Below are 14,287 nucleotides of genomic sequence, written 5' to 3'. Positions count from 1 at the left end.
ACAGCTCGACCGTCTACAGCTCGACAGGCCCGAGCGACGGGCCGGCCACGAAGCGCGCCATCGGATCAGCCAGTACGTCGAGCTCCAGCACGACCAGTTCGTTGGCACCGGCACGCACCACCGGACCGGGGACGAAGAGCGTCTGCTGCGGTCCGCGACGCCAGTACCGGCCTAGACAGAAACCGTTGACCCAGGCAACGCCTTTGCCCCAGCCACTCGTCTGCAGGAAGTGGTCCGTGGGCTCATCCACGTCGAAGGAGCCCCGCCAGGCGATCGGTCCGACACCCGGCCCAGTCGCCGTCGTGGAACCCCACAGCCGCGGCACCTCATCCAGGTCGATCACGCACGCCGACCAGTTCGACAGCACCGCCGACCCCAGCTGAACCGGCCCGATCAAGCCCTTCGGCTCACCGATCCGGGATCCGTAGTTGACCCGCCCCTGGTCCTCCACCACGATCTCGAGCCGGCCACTTCCGCGGGGCAACATGATGGCCCGATCCTGCCGCTCCCGATCCAGTACGCCGACGGGATCGCCGTCGAGGAACACCGTTGCGCGATCCCTCACCTCCCCGACGGTAAGCAGAGCCGGCCCCTCGGCATCGAGGTCGGTACGGAAGAGAGCCAACCTGGCTCCCAGTACGTCGAGCGTCGGCATCGCCTCGTGGTCGCTCCAGACGCCCCAACTCCCCGGGTTCGCGAGGAGTCGCACCGGCTCGCCCAGCGGCACGCTGTACTCCGGTGCCGGCGCGGCCGAGCTCGCCACCGCGGGCGGGACCGGGGCGTACCGGGAGATCACCTCCCGGAACGCCTCGTACTTCGGCGTCGGATTGCCCGCCTCGTCCAACGGAGCGTCGTAGTCGTAGGAGGTGATCGTGGGCCGGTAGCTCCCCTTGTCGTTGGCGCCGCTCGTCAGTCCGAAGTTCGTGCCGCCGTGGAACATGTACACGTTGACCGAAGCGCCCGACGCGAGCAGGGTGTCCAGCTCCGCGGCGGTCTCCTCCACACTCGTCGTGTGGTGCGGCCCGCCCCAGTGATCGAACCAGCCGTCCCAGAACTCCATGCACATCAGCGGCCCGGACGGCTGGTGCTCCCGTAGAGTGCGAAGCCGTTCCGTACTGCGTGACCCGAACGACGCCGTCCGCAGTACGCCGTCAAGCCCGCCTGCCTCGAGCATCTCGGCGGTCGGCTGGTCCACCGTCACCAGGGGGACGGCGATACCAGCCTGCCGGATGATCTCCACCAGCGACTTCAGGTAGGCCTGGTCGTCCCCGAAGGCGCCGTACTCGTTCTCGACCTGGACGAGGAGGACCGGCCCACCCTGGTCGATCTGCAGCGGACGCACGATGCGAAGTACCTGCTGGAGGTACTCCTCGATCGCGGCCATGAACCGCGGTTCGTTGCGGCGGACGCCCACCCCCGGCTGCTGGAACAGCCAGGCGGGCAGGCCTCCGTTGTCCCACTCGGCACAGATGTACGGGCCGGGCCGGACGATCGCGTACATGCCGGCCTCGGCGACCAGGCGCAGGAACCTCTCGAGATCAAGCATCCCGTCGGTGCCGAACACACCCCGTCGAGGGCTGTGGGCGTTCCAGGGCACGTAGGTCTCGATGGTGTTGAGCCCCATCAGGCGGGCCTTCTCGATCCGGTCCGCCCAGGACCCTGGATGCACCCGGAAGTAGTGCAGGGCCCCGGACAGGATCCGGAACGGGCGGCCGTCGAGCAGGAACTCGGACTCACCGATCTCGAAGTCGGGCATGTGTCTCTTTCTGCCGGAGTACGGCGTTATCCGTTGGTCTGGAAGCCCTGCTGGTTCCCGTAGCCCACCAGCGCGTCCTGCCAGGACTTGAGCCCGGCGTTCAGGTCCGTCTTGGCCTGGTAGGACTTGCCGACGGTGTCGCCGAAGATGCTGTTGGCGTAGAGCTGGAACGGCAGGTACTGCCAGCCGGGGACCACGGAGCCGGCCGCGCCGGTGAGGACCTGGTTGATCTGCTGGCCGCCGAAGTACGCGCTCTTCTTGTCGACGAAGGCGGGGTCCTTGAGATCGGCCGCGGTCGACGGGAATCCGCCGCTCGCGAGGAAGGGCTTGACGCCGCCGTCGTGGTTCAGCCAGCGGACGAATCCGGCCGCCAGCGCGGGGTTCGCGCTCTGCTTGAGGACGGACTGGGTGCTGCCGCCGTTCTCCGCCGTCGCGGGCTGTCCGTCGTACGTCGGCAGCGGGGCGACCCGCCACTTGCCGGCGCCGGCCTTGACCGACGACTCCAGTACGCCGGGCATCCACGCACCGATGTTGAGGGTGGCGATGGTGCCGTCACCGATCGCCTTGAACCACTCGTCCGACCAGCCCGGGATGCTCGCCACCAGGCCGCCCTCGACCAACTGGTTCCAGACGCCGGTCCACTTCTTCGTGCCGTCGTCGGCCAGGTTGATGGTGACGTTCTTGCCGTCGGTGGCGAACGGCTTGCCGCCGGCCTGCCAGATCATGCTGGTCGCGAAGCCGGCGTCACCGGTGTCGTTGGTGATGAACTTCTTCGGGTCCGCCTGGTGCAGCTTCTTGCCCGCGGCAACGTACTCGTCCCAGGTCTTCGGTACGGCGATGCCGTACTTGTCGAAGACCTCCTTGTTGTAGAACATCGCCATCGGGCCGGAGTCCTGCGGCAGGCCGTAGAGCCCCTCGCCTGCGTGCACGGCGGTCCAGGTCGACGGCGTGTAGGCGGACTCGAGCGAGTCGAAGCCGTACTGACGAAGATCGACCAGCGAGCCGGGCAGGGCGAACTGGGGGAGTGCCTGGTACTCGATCTGCGCGACGTCCGGCGCCCCCGAGCCCGCCTTGATGACGTTCTGCAGCTTCGTGTAGTGGTCGTTGCCGGTGCCGGCGTTGACGTAGTTCACCTTGACGTTCGGGAACTCCTTCTCGAACGCCTTCACCTGCGCCTCGGACGACGGAGTCCAACTCCAGTAGGTGATCGTGCCGCCCTTCTCGAGCGCCGCGTTCACCTCGTCCGGTGAGCCCTGCGGCTGGCTGCCGCTGCCGGTGGTGTCCGACCCGCCGCACGCGGCCAGCAGGACCGACGAGGCGGTGACGGCGGCTGCGGCGAGGACGAGCCGCCGGATGCCGCCTCGATGAGTGGTCTTCATGGTGGTTCCCTTCACTGTTCCCACTGCTGGTTTGCTTGGCCGTTGCAGGCCGCGACGGTGACCGGACTTCCGTTGCCGGTGCCGGCGGCGTTGAGGCAGAGGCCTGGGTGGCCGATGCTGCTGATGGACAAGTCGGCGTGGAGTTCCCACGCCTGGTTTTGCGCGCCGGTGCAGTCGGTGATGATCACCGGGCTGCCGGCGCTGGATCCGTCGATGGTCAGGCACTTCTCGCCGTACACCGTCAGTTGCTTCTCGGCGGTCCAGTTCCACGACTGGTTGCCGCCGCCGTTGCAGTCCCACAGGTCGAGCGCGGTGCCGTTGGTGGTGGAGAAGCCCGGTACGTCGACGCAGCGGCCGCTCTCGACTCCGCGCAGTACGTCACCGGGTGGCGCCGGCGGCAGGTCGTTGACCGGCTCCTTCTTCAGCAGTCCCCAGCCCCACTGCAGTTGGGCGAGGCCGGATTCGCTGTTGACCGCCAGGTCTCCTTCGCCGACCTGGGTCGTCATGGAGTACGCGTCGCCGTCGCGCAGACCGGGCCAGTAGACGACGCCCATGCTCTGCTCGCGGGCGACCTGGGTGAGGGCGCCGAAGTACGAGGTGTAGACGTTGCCCTCGTGGTTGCCGTAGTTCAGGCCGGTGGTCATCGGCGAACCGGCCTCGTCGATGATCGTCCGCCAGCCGTACGAGCCGATCCGCGGCCGCAGGTTCGCCAGCCACTCCGCCTCGGTGGTGGCGTCGTCCCAGAACCCGTAGAAGTGCAGCGAGAGCAGGGTGCCCTTCAGTTCGGGGGCCGCGCCGACGCCGGTCACGTTGTCGTTGTAGCCCGTGCCGGAGATGACCACCTGCTTGCGCGGGACGTCCTGGTGCCGGGCCAGCCACGACGACGTCAGCGACACCCACTCGTCGAGGGAGTAGCCGAACGGCTCGTTCATCGGTTCGAAGTACACCCGGGGGTTCTTGCCGTACTTCGCGACCACGGTGTCCCACATCGCGGCGTACGCCGCGGGGTCGTCGACCCGGCCGTCCTTGGCGTCGTTCGCCTCCCAGTAGCTCAGGATCACCTTGAAGCCGTTGCCGACGGAGGCGTCGATCGCGGCCTGGTAGGACTTCCACCAGTCCGTCCCGACGCTGGACGGGTTGATCGGCAGCCGGATCGTGTTGGCCCGCAGTTCCTTGCGGAACTCCAGCACGGTGCCCGTGGCCTTGCGGTACGTCGTCGCGTAGTCGTCCGCGGTACTGAGACCGGACGGGACGACCTCGTCCGAGGCGTAGTTGTCGCGCGGGTCCGCCCAGTTCACCCCCCGGAACTCGCTCGTGTTCGCCGGTGCGGCGGCGGCGGGAAGGGCCGCCAGCGCGCCGGCCACCAGGACCAGTGCGACCGCGGCGTTCCGCCAGACTGCAGGTTTCATCGGATTCCTTTCACTGTTTGACGCTGCCTGCGCTCAGGCCCGACTGCCAGAACCGCTGGAGCAGGAGGAAGGCGATGACGAGGGGCACGATGGTCAGCAGCGACCCCGTGATCACCAGGTTGTAGATGGGGCGGGCGCCCACGCCGGTGGCCTGGTTGCTCCACTGGGTCAGGCCCACCGTGAGCGGGTAGAGGTTCGGCTTGCTGAGCATGATGAGCGGCAGAAAGTAGTTGTTCCAGGTCGACACCACCGCGAACAGCAGCACCGTGACGATGCCTGGGGCAAGCAGTCGCAGAGCGACGGTGAAGAAGATCCTGACCTCCCCGGCGCCGTCGATCCGGGCCGCTTCCAGCAGGTCCGGCGGCACCGCGTCGGTGGCGTAGACCCACATCAGGTAGAGGCCGAACGGGCTGACCAGGGACGGGATGATGATGGCCCAGACCGTGTTCGTGAGCCCCAGGTTGGAGAACATCAGGAACGTCGGCACGGCCAGCGCCGTCCCCGGTACCGCGACGGCACCGAGCAGGATGGCGAACACCGCCCGCCGCCCGGCGAACTTGTACTTCGACAGCCCGTACCCCGCGGCGGTCGCGAGCAGGGTCGCGCCACCGGCACCGACCACCACGTACAGCAGGGTGTTGCCGAGCCAGCGCAGGAAGATGCCGCCGTCGTAGGTCAGCGTGTCCCGGATGTTGCTGAACAGGGCGAAGGTCTCGCCGAACCACAGGCCGGGGCTGGAGACCAGGTCCGCCTGCGTCTTCGTTGCGCTGAGCAACAACCAGAGCAACGGCACCAGGGTGTAGATCAGGTAGAGGACCATCATCCCGGTCAGCAGCGGCGAACGCCGGGGCCGAAGGGGTGACACGGTGGCGCTCACATCGCCTCCCGGGATCCGCGCAGCTGGACGACGTAGGCGATCACGGCGGTGATGACACCCATCACGATCGTGACCGTGGCGGAGTAGTTGAACTGCTGGCCGGCGAAGGAGAGGTTGTAGGCGTACATGTTCGGCGTGTAGTACGTCGTGATCACGTTCGGTGCCAGGGTGCGCAGGATGTTGGGCTCGTTGAAGAGCTGGAAGCTGCCGATGATCGAGAAGATGGTCGCGATCACGATGGCGCCGCGCAGGGCCGGGAGCTTGACCGCGAGGATGGTGCGGACGGTGGAGGCGCCGTCGATCGCGGCCGCCTCGTACAACTCCTCGGGCACGGTCCGCAGCGCCGAGTAGAAGATCAGCATGTTGTAGCCGACGAACTCCCAGGTGACGATGTTCGCGATCGAGGGGAGCATCCAGCGCTGACTCAGCGGCTGGATCGAGGTACTGCCGAGCAACTCGTTGAGGTCTGCCGCCAGGCCGAAGTTGTTGCCGTAGATGAAGCCCCACATCAGCACCGCGACCACCCCCGGTACGGCGTACGGGAGGAAGATCACGATCCGGAAGAAGCTCGCGCCGTGCAGCCGGGCGCTGTCGATCGCGAGCGCGGCGAGCAGCGCCAGGACGAGCATCACCGGCACCTGGACGGCCAGGAACGCGAGCACCCGCAGGAACGACTCCCAGAACTTCGCGTCCTGGATCACCGCGGCGTAGTTGTCCAGCCCGACGAACACCGTGCCGCCGAAGAAGGCCTGGTCCCGGAAGAGGCTGAGGTAGATCGCGTACCCGATCGGCGCCAGGAAGGTGAGTGCGAACACCGCCAGGAACGGGCCGACGAAGATCCAGCCCTTGGTGTCGCGGTGGAACCACGCGCGCTGCCGGCGCAGTACTACGGACTCGGCCATCGGTCCGCCGCCTCCTCATGTTTACGTCAACATTGCCGCGGCGAAACTAACGTGTTTACGTCAACATGTCTATAGTTCGGTGGACCGAGGGGAGAAAAGGATGGCAGCGGACGAAACACCGGTACGCCCGCGGCGCGGGCCGTCCATGGCGGACGTCGCCCGGCTGGCCGGCGTGTCCGGGCAGACGGTCTCGCGGGTCGCGAACGACCGGCACAACGTCGACGCCGCCACCCGGGACAGGGTGCTCGCGGCGATGCGCGAGGTCGGCTACCGGCCGAACAACGCGGCCCGGGCGCTGCGCAACGGGCAGTTCCGCAGCATCGGCGTGATCGTCTTCGAACTCTCCAGTGTCGGCAACACCCGGACCCTCGACGCGATCGCCGCGGCCGCGACGATGACCGGGTACGCCGTCAACCTGCTGCCCGTGCTGGACGCGACCCAAGGCGCCGTGTCGAACGCCTTCACCCGGCTGGGGGAGCAGGCGGTGGACGGCGTCATCATCCTCATCGAGGCCCACATGCTCGACGAAGCGGAGGTTCTGCTGCCCGAGGGGCTGCCGGTCGTCGTCGTCGATTCCAGTGCGCGCTACGACTACCCGATCGTCGACAACGACCAGGCGCAGGGTGCGCGTCTCGCCACCGAGCATCTGCTCGACCTCGGGCACCGCACGGTGTGGCACCTCGGCGGACCGCCGTCGTCCTTCGCCGCCTCCAGACGCCGGCGCTCCTGGGAGAAGACGCTCACGGATCGCGGCTGCCCAGTGCCTCCGGTACTCGTCGGCGACTGGTCGGCAGGCTCCGGGTATGAAGCCGGCAAGCAGTTGGCCGCCGATCCCGACGTGACCGCGGTGTTCGCCGCCAACGACCAGATGGCCCTCGGCCTGCTGCGCGCCCTGCACGAGGCGGGCCGCGCCGTCCCGGCCGACATCAGCGTCGTCGGCTTCGACGACGTGGAGGAGGCCGCCCACTACTGGCCGCCACTGACCACCGTCCGCCAGAAGTTCGCCGAGGTCGGCCGCCTCAGCGTCGACGCCCTGATCAGCGAAATCCAGGCCGGCGAACACCACCATCAACCAGTCAGCGTCCCCACCGAACTGGTAAGCCGAGGCAGCACGGCCCCACCGCGCTAGGCGGGCTTGGTGAGGAGGCGAACGGCTTCGGTGAGGTGGTGGCGGAGTTCGGTGGAGTTCTTGGTTGCTTCGGGGTCGAGTGAGGGGCCGAAGGGGTTGGCTGCGGACCAGGCGGTGGCCAGCGTCATGACGGCTGTCAGGAGGAAGTCGGGGGGCAAGACCGGATTCAGTTCGCCGGCCGCCTGGGCTTCTGCGAGTTCGGTGACTTTGGAGCCGTGGACTCTGGCTCGCTCGGCGGGCTCGGCGGCCTGTTCTTCCAGGTTGGACCAGGCGATCAGGCGCAGCAGGTCGCGGTGCTCCAGGGCGAAGTCGAACACGCGGGCCGCGTAGGCGGGGAGATCGTCCGGCGTCAGGGTGAGGTCGGAGTACACCCTGGAGAGGTGCTTGTCGAGCACGGTGGTGAAGAGCGTTTCCTTGCTCTCGAAGTAGACGTAGATCAGGTTCTTGTTGCACCCGGCCGTTCTGGCGATGCGGTCCACCCGCGCGCCGGCCACGCCGTACGCGGAGAACTCCGCCAGCGCCGCCGCCAGAATCCGCTCCTTGGTCACGTCGGCCTTGCCCATCGGTTCACCTTCTCTCTCCGCGCTCAGCCTAACAATTGACTAACCGGTTAACCCGACGTAACCTCGATTTTGGGTAACCAGTTAGTCAATTTTGGAGTCGACGATGACCACGAACCTTCCCGGTGGCGCGCTGCGCCTGGCGGACGACCTGACGATCAGCCGGATGGGCTACGGCGCGATGCAGCTGGCCGGGCCGGGCGTCTTCGGACCGCCGAAGAACCACGCTGAAGCCATCGCCGTACTGCGGACCGCCGTCGACCTCGGCATCACCCACATCGACACCAGCGACTTCTACGGCCCGGTGGTCACCAACGAGCTGATCAAGGAAGCCCTGCACCCCTACCCCGCCGACCTGCACCTCGTCACCAAGGTGGGAGCCCGCCGCGGGGCGGACGCCGGCTGGATCCCCGCCCAGGACCCCGAGGACCTGAAGGCGCAGGTGCGCGAGAACCTCGAGCACCTCGGGCTGGAGGCCCTCGACGTCGTCAACCTGCGCGCGCCGGGACACGAGCAGGCGACGGACGTCTCCATCGCCGACCAGTTCGGCGCGTTGGCCGAGCTGCAGCAGCAAGGGCTGATCAAGCATCTCGGGCTGAGCGGTGTTTCCGACGCCCAGCTCACCGAGGCTCAGCAGATCGCCCCGGTCGTGACGGTGCAGAACCTCTACAACCTGGCCAACCGGACGGACGACGCGCTGGTCGACCGGTGCGCGACCGAGAACATCGCGTTCGCGTCGTTCTTCCCGCTGGGCGGATTCAATCCGCTGCAGTCCGAGACGCTCACCAAGGTCGCGGCTCGCGTCGGCGCCTCTCCTCAACAGGTCGCGCTGGCCTGGCTGCTGCAGCGGTCGGCCACGACCGTCCTCATCCCCGGGACGTCGTCGGTCGCCCACCTGCGCGAGAACTTCGCCGCGGCCGAGCTGGTCCTGCCCGAGGACGCCGTCGCCGAGCTCGACACGATCGGCAGCTGAGCGTCCAGCAGCCTGAGGGCCCCGGGGGGAACATCCCTCGGGGCCAGCAGGTTGTGGGTTGATGTGCATGGTGAATACAAGGTGCCCGGTGGCAAGTTGGTCGTAGCCGATCTCGACGTCGTGGACGAGGTGGTGCGACGGGCTCAGATCAGCGGCGACTTCTTCCTCGAACCGGATGACGCGCTGGAGCGGATCAACGGAGCCCTCAGCGGACTGCCCGTCGACAGCCCGGTGGCGCAGATCGCCGCCCGGGTTCGAGGCGTACTGGGTGATGGCGTCGAGATGCTCGGGTTCTCGCCCGAGGCCGTGGCTGTCGCAGTACGGCGGGCGTTGACCGGGGCGACGGCCTGGACGGATCACGCGTGGGAGTTCGTCCACGACGTACCGCGGGAGCCCGCGCTGCAGATGGCACTCGACGAAGTACTGGCCGAGCAGGTCGGGTCGGGGGAGCGGCCGCCGACGTTGCGGATCTGGGAGTGGGCCTCGAACGCGGTCATCATCGGCAGCTTCCAGTCATTGACCAACGAGGTCGACCTGAGCGGCGCGGAGAAGCACGACGTCACGGTCGTACGCCGGATCAGCGGTGGCGGCGCGATGTTCGTCGAGCCGGGCAACACCATCACGTACTCCCTGTACGTGCCCGAGTCGCTGGTGTCCGGGTTGTCCTTCATCGACTCCTACGCCTTCCTCGACGACTGGGTGGTCGGCGCGCTGAACGACCTCGGCATCGCCGCGACGTACCAGCCGATCAACGACATCACCTCGCCCGCCGGCAAGATCGCCGGCGCCGCGCAGAAGCGGTTCGCGGGCGGCGCGGTCCTGCATCACGTGACGATGGCCTACGACATGGACGCCACGAAGATGCTCGAAGTACTGCGGATCGGCCGCGAGAAGCTGTCCGACAAGGGCACCAAGAGCGCCAACAAGCGGGTGGATCCGCTGCGCAGCCAGACCGGCCTGGATCGCGCCGAGGTGATCAAGCGGCTGGTCGGTTCCTTCGCCGGCCGCTACGGCCTGGGCGACGCGACCATCGACGAGGAGACGCTTGCCGAGGCCAACCATCGGGTGGCGGCGAAGTTCGGTACCGAGGAGTGGCTGACCCGGGTGCCCTGAGCAACTCAGCGGAGGGCCGGTCCATTCGGTAGGGCCGGCCTTTCACGCTTATGGTGGGGCCCACGATGTCTGGGCGACGGAGTCATGGACTGGTGGGAGCGCTGGCTCTCACGCAGACCGTCGGCTGGGGCGTTCTGTACTACGTGTTCGGCGTGTTCCTCGAGCCGATGAGTGTGGAGTTGGGGATCTCGACGGCAACGTCGGCGGGGGCGTTCTCGGTCGCAGTACTGGTCAGTGGGGTGCTGTCGATCCCGGTCGGTCGGTGGGTCGACGCGCATGGCGCTCATCTGTTGATGACGGCCGGGTCGTTGCTCGCGAGTGTCGGGGTGGTCGTCTGGTCCCAGGTGCAGACCGTTCCTCAGCTCTATGCGGTGTTCGTACTGATCGGGGCCGCGTCGGCGATGGTGCTCTACGGGCCCGCTTTCGCTGTCCTGGTGGCTGTTCTCGAGCCGAGACGGCGGGCGAAGGGGCTGCTGGCGGTGACGCTGGCGGCGGGGTTGGCGAGCACGATCTTCATCCCGTTGTCGGCCTGGTTGATCGAGGGGGTCGGCTGGCGGGACGCGCTGGTGATTCTCGGGCTCGGGCACAACCTGATCACCGTGCCGCTGCACGGGATCGTGCTCTGGCGGACCGAAGTACCGAAGATGCCTGCGGGGCGGCGGGATCGGGCTCGGGACGAGTCCGTCCGCCGCGCGCTCCGGGATCCCGGCTTCTGGATGATCACGGCCGCGTTCGTCTTCCATGGCGCGGCCGTGACGGTGGTGGCCGTGCATCTCGTTCTGTTCCTGATGGATCTGGGCTACCGGCCGACGGTCGCGGCAGGGCTCACCGGGCTGCTCGGGATCTGTTCGATCAGCGGGCGACTCGTCATCTCGGCTCTCGGTCGCTGGCTGGACGAATCGTCGATCACGGCCAGGCTCTTCTTGCTGCAGGGCATCGCGATCGCGGCCCTGCCGATCGTCGGTGATCATCCACTCGGCGCTGCCGTCTGCATCGACATCTTCGGGCTGGGATTCGGCGTGGCTGCCATCACCACGCCGGCCATCCTCATCAGCCGCTACGGCGCTGACCGCTATGCCACCGTTGCTGGAGTTCTCTCGACGCCGACGATGATCGCCCGTGCCTTCGCCCCGTTGGGTGGCGCGCTGCTCGCCGTGGCGGTCGGGTACCGCATGATGATGATTCCCGTCGCGGTCGTCTGCTTCGCCGCCGGGATCTGCCTGTCGCTGAGCCGCCGCCTGCCTGTGGTCAGGTGAGCCGCGCAGATGCCGGTGTCGACGATGTACGGCGCCGCCATCCATCGCCTCATCGGGCAACCTCCCGTACGTCGACCGGTGGGTTCTCGATGCTCCCGTGATCGGGTCGAAGCACACAGTGTCACGACGACCTATGAGCCAGAGGGCTCAGTCGGCCGATTCGACGATGCGGGGCTGAGCCGTGGGTCCGGGGCGGAAGGCGACTTCTCGCGGAGTCGGCTCGTGGCCCGCGGCGCAGCGCAGTACGACGGTGATCTCTTCGCCGCAGTCGCGGTGCTGGGAGATCAGGGGTGGACCGCCGTCGAGGGGGAGATGCTCGTCGCCCCACTGGACCATCGCGACCAGGACCGGGTAGAGATCGAGACCTGGCTGGGTGAGGCGGTACTCGTAGCGCTCGCGCTGGCCGGGGAGCCGGTACGGGACGCGGCGGAGCAGGCCGCGATCGATCAGCGCGGCCAGTCGGTCGGTCAGGACCTGGCGGGGGATGTCCGCGCGGGTCCGGATGTCGTCGAAGCGGCGGATCCCGACGAAGACCTCCCGCAGGATGTGGAACGTCCACTTCTCGCCCAGCACCTCCATCGTGCGGGAGATCGTGCAGTTGGCCGTCGACCAGCGCATCGCCTCGGGCTCTGCTTCGCGGCCCGGTGCAGGCGTCGATGGAGAGATGGTCTGGGACTCGGTCATGGATCGAGGATAAGTCTGCTTGACAGACTCAGCCAACCCCAGCGAGGCTGACTCCGTGAATCAGACTCAGGTAGGCCGCGGTGAGGCGATGATCCGGCGCGCGGAGCCGGCGGATGCGGACGGTCTTTCGGCGATGTTGTCCCGGCTCTCCGACCTCTCCCTGTACTTCCGGTTCCAGACCGCGGTCGGCCGTCCACCCCGGCCGACGCTGGTCGAGCCGCTGCTCACTCCCACCGGCGACGCCTGGGTGGCCGAGCGGGACGACCTGCTTGTCGGGCACGGCATGTGGGCGTGGGCCAAGGGGGATTCGGTGCCGACCGCCGAACTGGCCGTGGTGATCGCCGAATCAGATCAACGCCGCGGCCTCGGCCTGCGGATGATGAACCTGGCCGCGGCCGCCGCGTACGCCGCCGGCGCGATCCGACTCCTCATGGTGGTCAGCGCGGCCAACGACCGAGTGATCCGGATGATCCGCCGCCACCTCCCGTACTCCGCCGTGGAGCGAGATGGCGCGTTGCTCAACTACTTCGCTCCCGTCACGGCGCTCCACTTGGCCTTCGAGGATCAGCGGTTGCTGTCGGTGAAGTAGAAGGCCGACAGCTTCGCGCGGAGTTTCTCGCGCCGATTGTGCGGTGCCCGTACTCCGTTCTCGTCCGTGGCGGGCGGCAGTTCGAGCGGGGTCTGCCGTTCGGGGGAGGACAGCGCGTACGCCTCGTACTTCGAGATGGGCGCGTGCCGTTCGACGTACTCGCCGCTGGGCAGGCGGACGATCACACCGGTCTCCAGGCCGTGCAGCACGCGTTCGCGATCGCCGCGCTGGAGGGACAAGGCGATCCGGCGGGTGATCCAGAACGCGGCGAGCGGGCCGAGGAAGATGGCGAACCGGCAGACCCAGGTGATCGTGTTGATGGACAGGTCGAAGTGGGTCGCGATCAGGTCGTTGCCGCTGTTCAGCCAAAGCACGCCGTAGAACACGATGATGGCGACGCCGATCCCGGTCCGGGTCGGCTGGTTGCGCGGCCGGTCCAGCAGGTGGTGCTCGCGGTTGTCGCGAGTGACCCACTGCTCGAGGAACGGGTACAGCGCGACGAACCCGATGAACAACGGCGGCATCAGCAGCGCCGGTACGACGACGTTCCAACTGATGGTGACTCCCCAGAACTCCGACTCGATCCCCGGCATCAGGCGGACCGCGCCGTCGAGCCAGGCCATGTACCAGTCGGGCTGGGAGCCGGCGGTCACCTCGGCCGGGTTGTACGGACCGTAGAGCCAGACCGGGTTGATCTGCAGCAGCGCGCCCATCACCGCGAGAACGCCGAACACCACGAAGAAGAAGCCGCCGGCCTTCGCCATGTAGACGGGCATCAGGGGATAGCCGACCACGTTCTTCTCGGTGCGTCCGGGGCCGGGGAACTGGGTGTGCTTGTGGTAGACGACGAGGATGAGGTGAAGCGTGATCAGGCCGAGCAGGAGGCCCGGGATCAGCAGCACGTGCACCGTGTAGAACCGGGAGACGAAGTCGTCGCCGGGGAACTCGCCGCCGAAGATGAAGAAGCTCAGCCAGGTGCCGACGACGGGCGAGGCGAGGACCAGGCCTTCGGTGATCCGCAGCCCGGTGCCGGACAGCAGGTCGTCGGGGAGGCCGTAGCCGATGAAGCCCTCGACGATACCGAGGAACAGCATCACGATGCCGATCAGCCAGTTCAGCTCACGCGGCTTGCGGAACGCGCCGGTGAAGAAGATCCGGAGCAGGTGCACGCTCATCGCCGCCACGAAGAGCACGGCGGCCCAGTGGTGGATCTGCCGCATCAGCAGCCCGCCGCGGATGTCGAAGGAGATCCGCAGCGTCGACTCGTACGCCTCGGACATCGGCAGGCCCTTGAGCAGGCTGTACGAGCCCTGGTACTCGACCTCGGCCATCGACGGCTTGAACCAGAAGGTCAGGAAGATGCCGGTCAGGATCAGGATGATGAAGCTGTAGAGCGCGATCTCGCCGAGCATGAACGACCAGTGGTCCGGGAACACCTTGCGCAGGTTCTTCTTGCCCAGCTTGGCGATTCCGACCCGGTCGTCGAGCCAGCGAACCGCCGGGGGCAGGTCTGTCGCCCGTTCTTCCGCCATCTGCGTTCACCTCCGGAACCTATGCATAAGTTATGCACGACGGACGCCGGAAGACAATTGAACTTATGCAACGGCTCGTGTCCTCGGGTGGGCCGGGGTACCGGTGGGACCTCGTCCAAGGAGGACAG

General features: G+C 67.5%; 13 protein-coding genes. 5 read left to right on the top strand and 8 right to left on the bottom strand.

Annotated features, from left to right (window positions below):
• Positions 1 to 13: 13 nt before the first annotated feature.
• Genes ABD255_RS17315 through ABD255_RS17295 form a run of 5 tightly spaced genes read right to left on the bottom strand, consistent with a single transcriptional unit; the run spans position 14 to position 6,323 of the window.
• Positions 14 to 1,756, bottom strand: a complete 1,743-nt coding sequence (locus tag ABD255_RS17315; protein ID WP_344215026.1) for a glycoside hydrolase family 35 protein — start codon at positions 1,754 to 1,756, stop codon at positions 14 to 16.
• Positions 1,757 to 1,782: 26 nt separating this feature from the next.
• Positions 1,783 to 3,135, bottom strand: coding sequence for an ABC transporter substrate-binding protein (locus tag ABD255_RS17310; RefSeq protein WP_344215024.1), 1,353 nt, complete (start codon positions 3,133 to 3,135; stop codon positions 1,783 to 1,785).
• Between the two features lie 11 nt (positions 3,136 to 3,146).
• A complete protein-coding gene (locus ABD255_RS17305; RefSeq protein ID WP_344215022.1) occupies positions 3,147 to 4,544 on the bottom strand; it encodes a ricin-type beta-trefoil lectin domain protein in 1,398 nt (465 codons plus the stop codon).
• A gap of 10 nt (positions 4,545 to 4,554) precedes the next feature.
• Positions 4,555 to 5,421 carry a carbohydrate ABC transporter permease gene (locus tag ABD255_RS17300; protein ID WP_344215020.1) on the bottom strand — a complete coding sequence of 289 codons (867 nt, stop codon included), beginning with the start codon at positions 5,419 to 5,421 and terminating at the stop codon, positions 4,555 to 4,557.
• Positions 5,418 to 6,323 carry a carbohydrate ABC transporter permease gene (locus ABD255_RS17295; protein WP_344215019.1) on the bottom strand — a complete coding sequence of 302 codons (906 nt, stop codon included), beginning with the start codon at positions 6,321 to 6,323 and terminating at the stop codon, positions 5,418 to 5,420. Before ABD255_RS17295 ends, ABD255_RS17300 begins: the two co-directional genes overlap by 4 nt.
• A gap of 100 nt (positions 6,324 to 6,423) precedes the next feature.
• On the opposite strand from ABD255_RS17295, the gene ABD255_RS17290 reads away from it, so the two are divergent.
• On the top strand, positions 6,424 to 7,452 hold the full coding sequence (locus ABD255_RS17290; protein WP_344215017.1) for a LacI family DNA-binding transcriptional regulator: 1,029 nt from the start codon (positions 6,424 to 6,426) through the stop codon (positions 7,450 to 7,452).
• On the opposite strand, the gene ABD255_RS17285 is transcribed toward ABD255_RS17290, so the two are convergent.
• On the bottom strand, positions 7,449 to 8,015 hold the full coding sequence (locus ABD255_RS17285) for a TetR family transcriptional regulator (RefSeq protein WP_344215015.1): 567 nt from the start codon (positions 8,013 to 8,015) through the stop codon (positions 7,449 to 7,451). The two genes, ABD255_RS17290 and ABD255_RS17285, sit on opposite strands and share 4 nt — an antisense overlap.
• 103 nt (positions 8,016 to 8,118) lie before the next feature.
• Here ABD255_RS17285 and ABD255_RS17280 point away from each other — a divergent pair, with 103 nt between their 5' ends.
• From ABD255_RS17280 to ABD255_RS17270, 3 genes are all read left to right on the top strand, one after another.
• Entirely contained in the window at positions 8,119 to 8,985 is an 867-nt protein-coding gene (locus tag ABD255_RS17280) for an oxidoreductase (protein ID WP_344215013.1), read from the top strand.
• 63 nt (positions 8,986 to 9,048) lie between these two features.
• Positions 9,049 to 10,098 carry a lipoate-protein ligase LplAB gene (lplAB, locus tag ABD255_RS17275; protein ID WP_486336046.1) on the top strand — a complete coding sequence of 350 codons (1,050 nt, stop codon included), beginning with the start codon at positions 9,049 to 9,051 and terminating at the stop codon, positions 10,096 to 10,098.
• Positions 10,099 to 10,163: 65 nt separating this feature from the next.
• Entirely contained in the window at positions 10,164 to 11,354 is a 1,191-nt protein-coding gene (locus ABD255_RS17270) for an MFS transporter (protein ID WP_344215009.1), read from the top strand.
• Positions 11,355 to 11,501: 147 nt separating this feature from the next.
• Here ABD255_RS17270 and ABD255_RS17265 read toward each other — a convergent pair whose 3' ends face one another.
• Entirely contained in the window at positions 11,502 to 12,038 is a 537-nt protein-coding gene (locus ABD255_RS17265) for a winged helix-turn-helix transcriptional regulator (RefSeq protein ID WP_344215007.1), read from the bottom strand.
• Between the two features lie 55 nt (positions 12,039 to 12,093).
• Between ABD255_RS17265 and ABD255_RS17260 the strand changes: the two genes are divergently transcribed.
• Positions 12,094 to 12,627, top strand: a complete 534-nt coding sequence (locus ABD255_RS17260) for a GNAT family N-acetyltransferase (RefSeq protein WP_344215005.1) — start codon at positions 12,094 to 12,096, stop codon at positions 12,625 to 12,627.
• On the opposite strand, the gene qcrB is transcribed toward ABD255_RS17260, so the two are convergent.
• Positions 12,603 to 14,159: a cytochrome bc1 complex cytochrome b subunit gene (qcrB, locus tag ABD255_RS17255; protein WP_344215003.1), complete on the bottom strand. Its 1,557-nt coding sequence runs from the start codon at positions 14,157 to 14,159 to the stop codon at positions 12,603 to 12,605. The two genes, ABD255_RS17260 and qcrB, sit on opposite strands and share 25 nt — an antisense overlap.
• Between the last annotated feature and the right edge of the window lie 128 nt (positions 14,160 to 14,287).

It is taken from the genome of Kribbella sancticallisti, assembly GCF_039530625.1.
GTDB classification, from domain to species: Bacteria; Actinomycetota; Actinomycetes; order Propionibacteriales; family Kribbellaceae; genus Kribbella; species Kribbella sancticallisti.
Note: the sequence above shows the minus strand (reverse complement) of the source record. Positions and strands in the feature narration are given on the sequence as shown.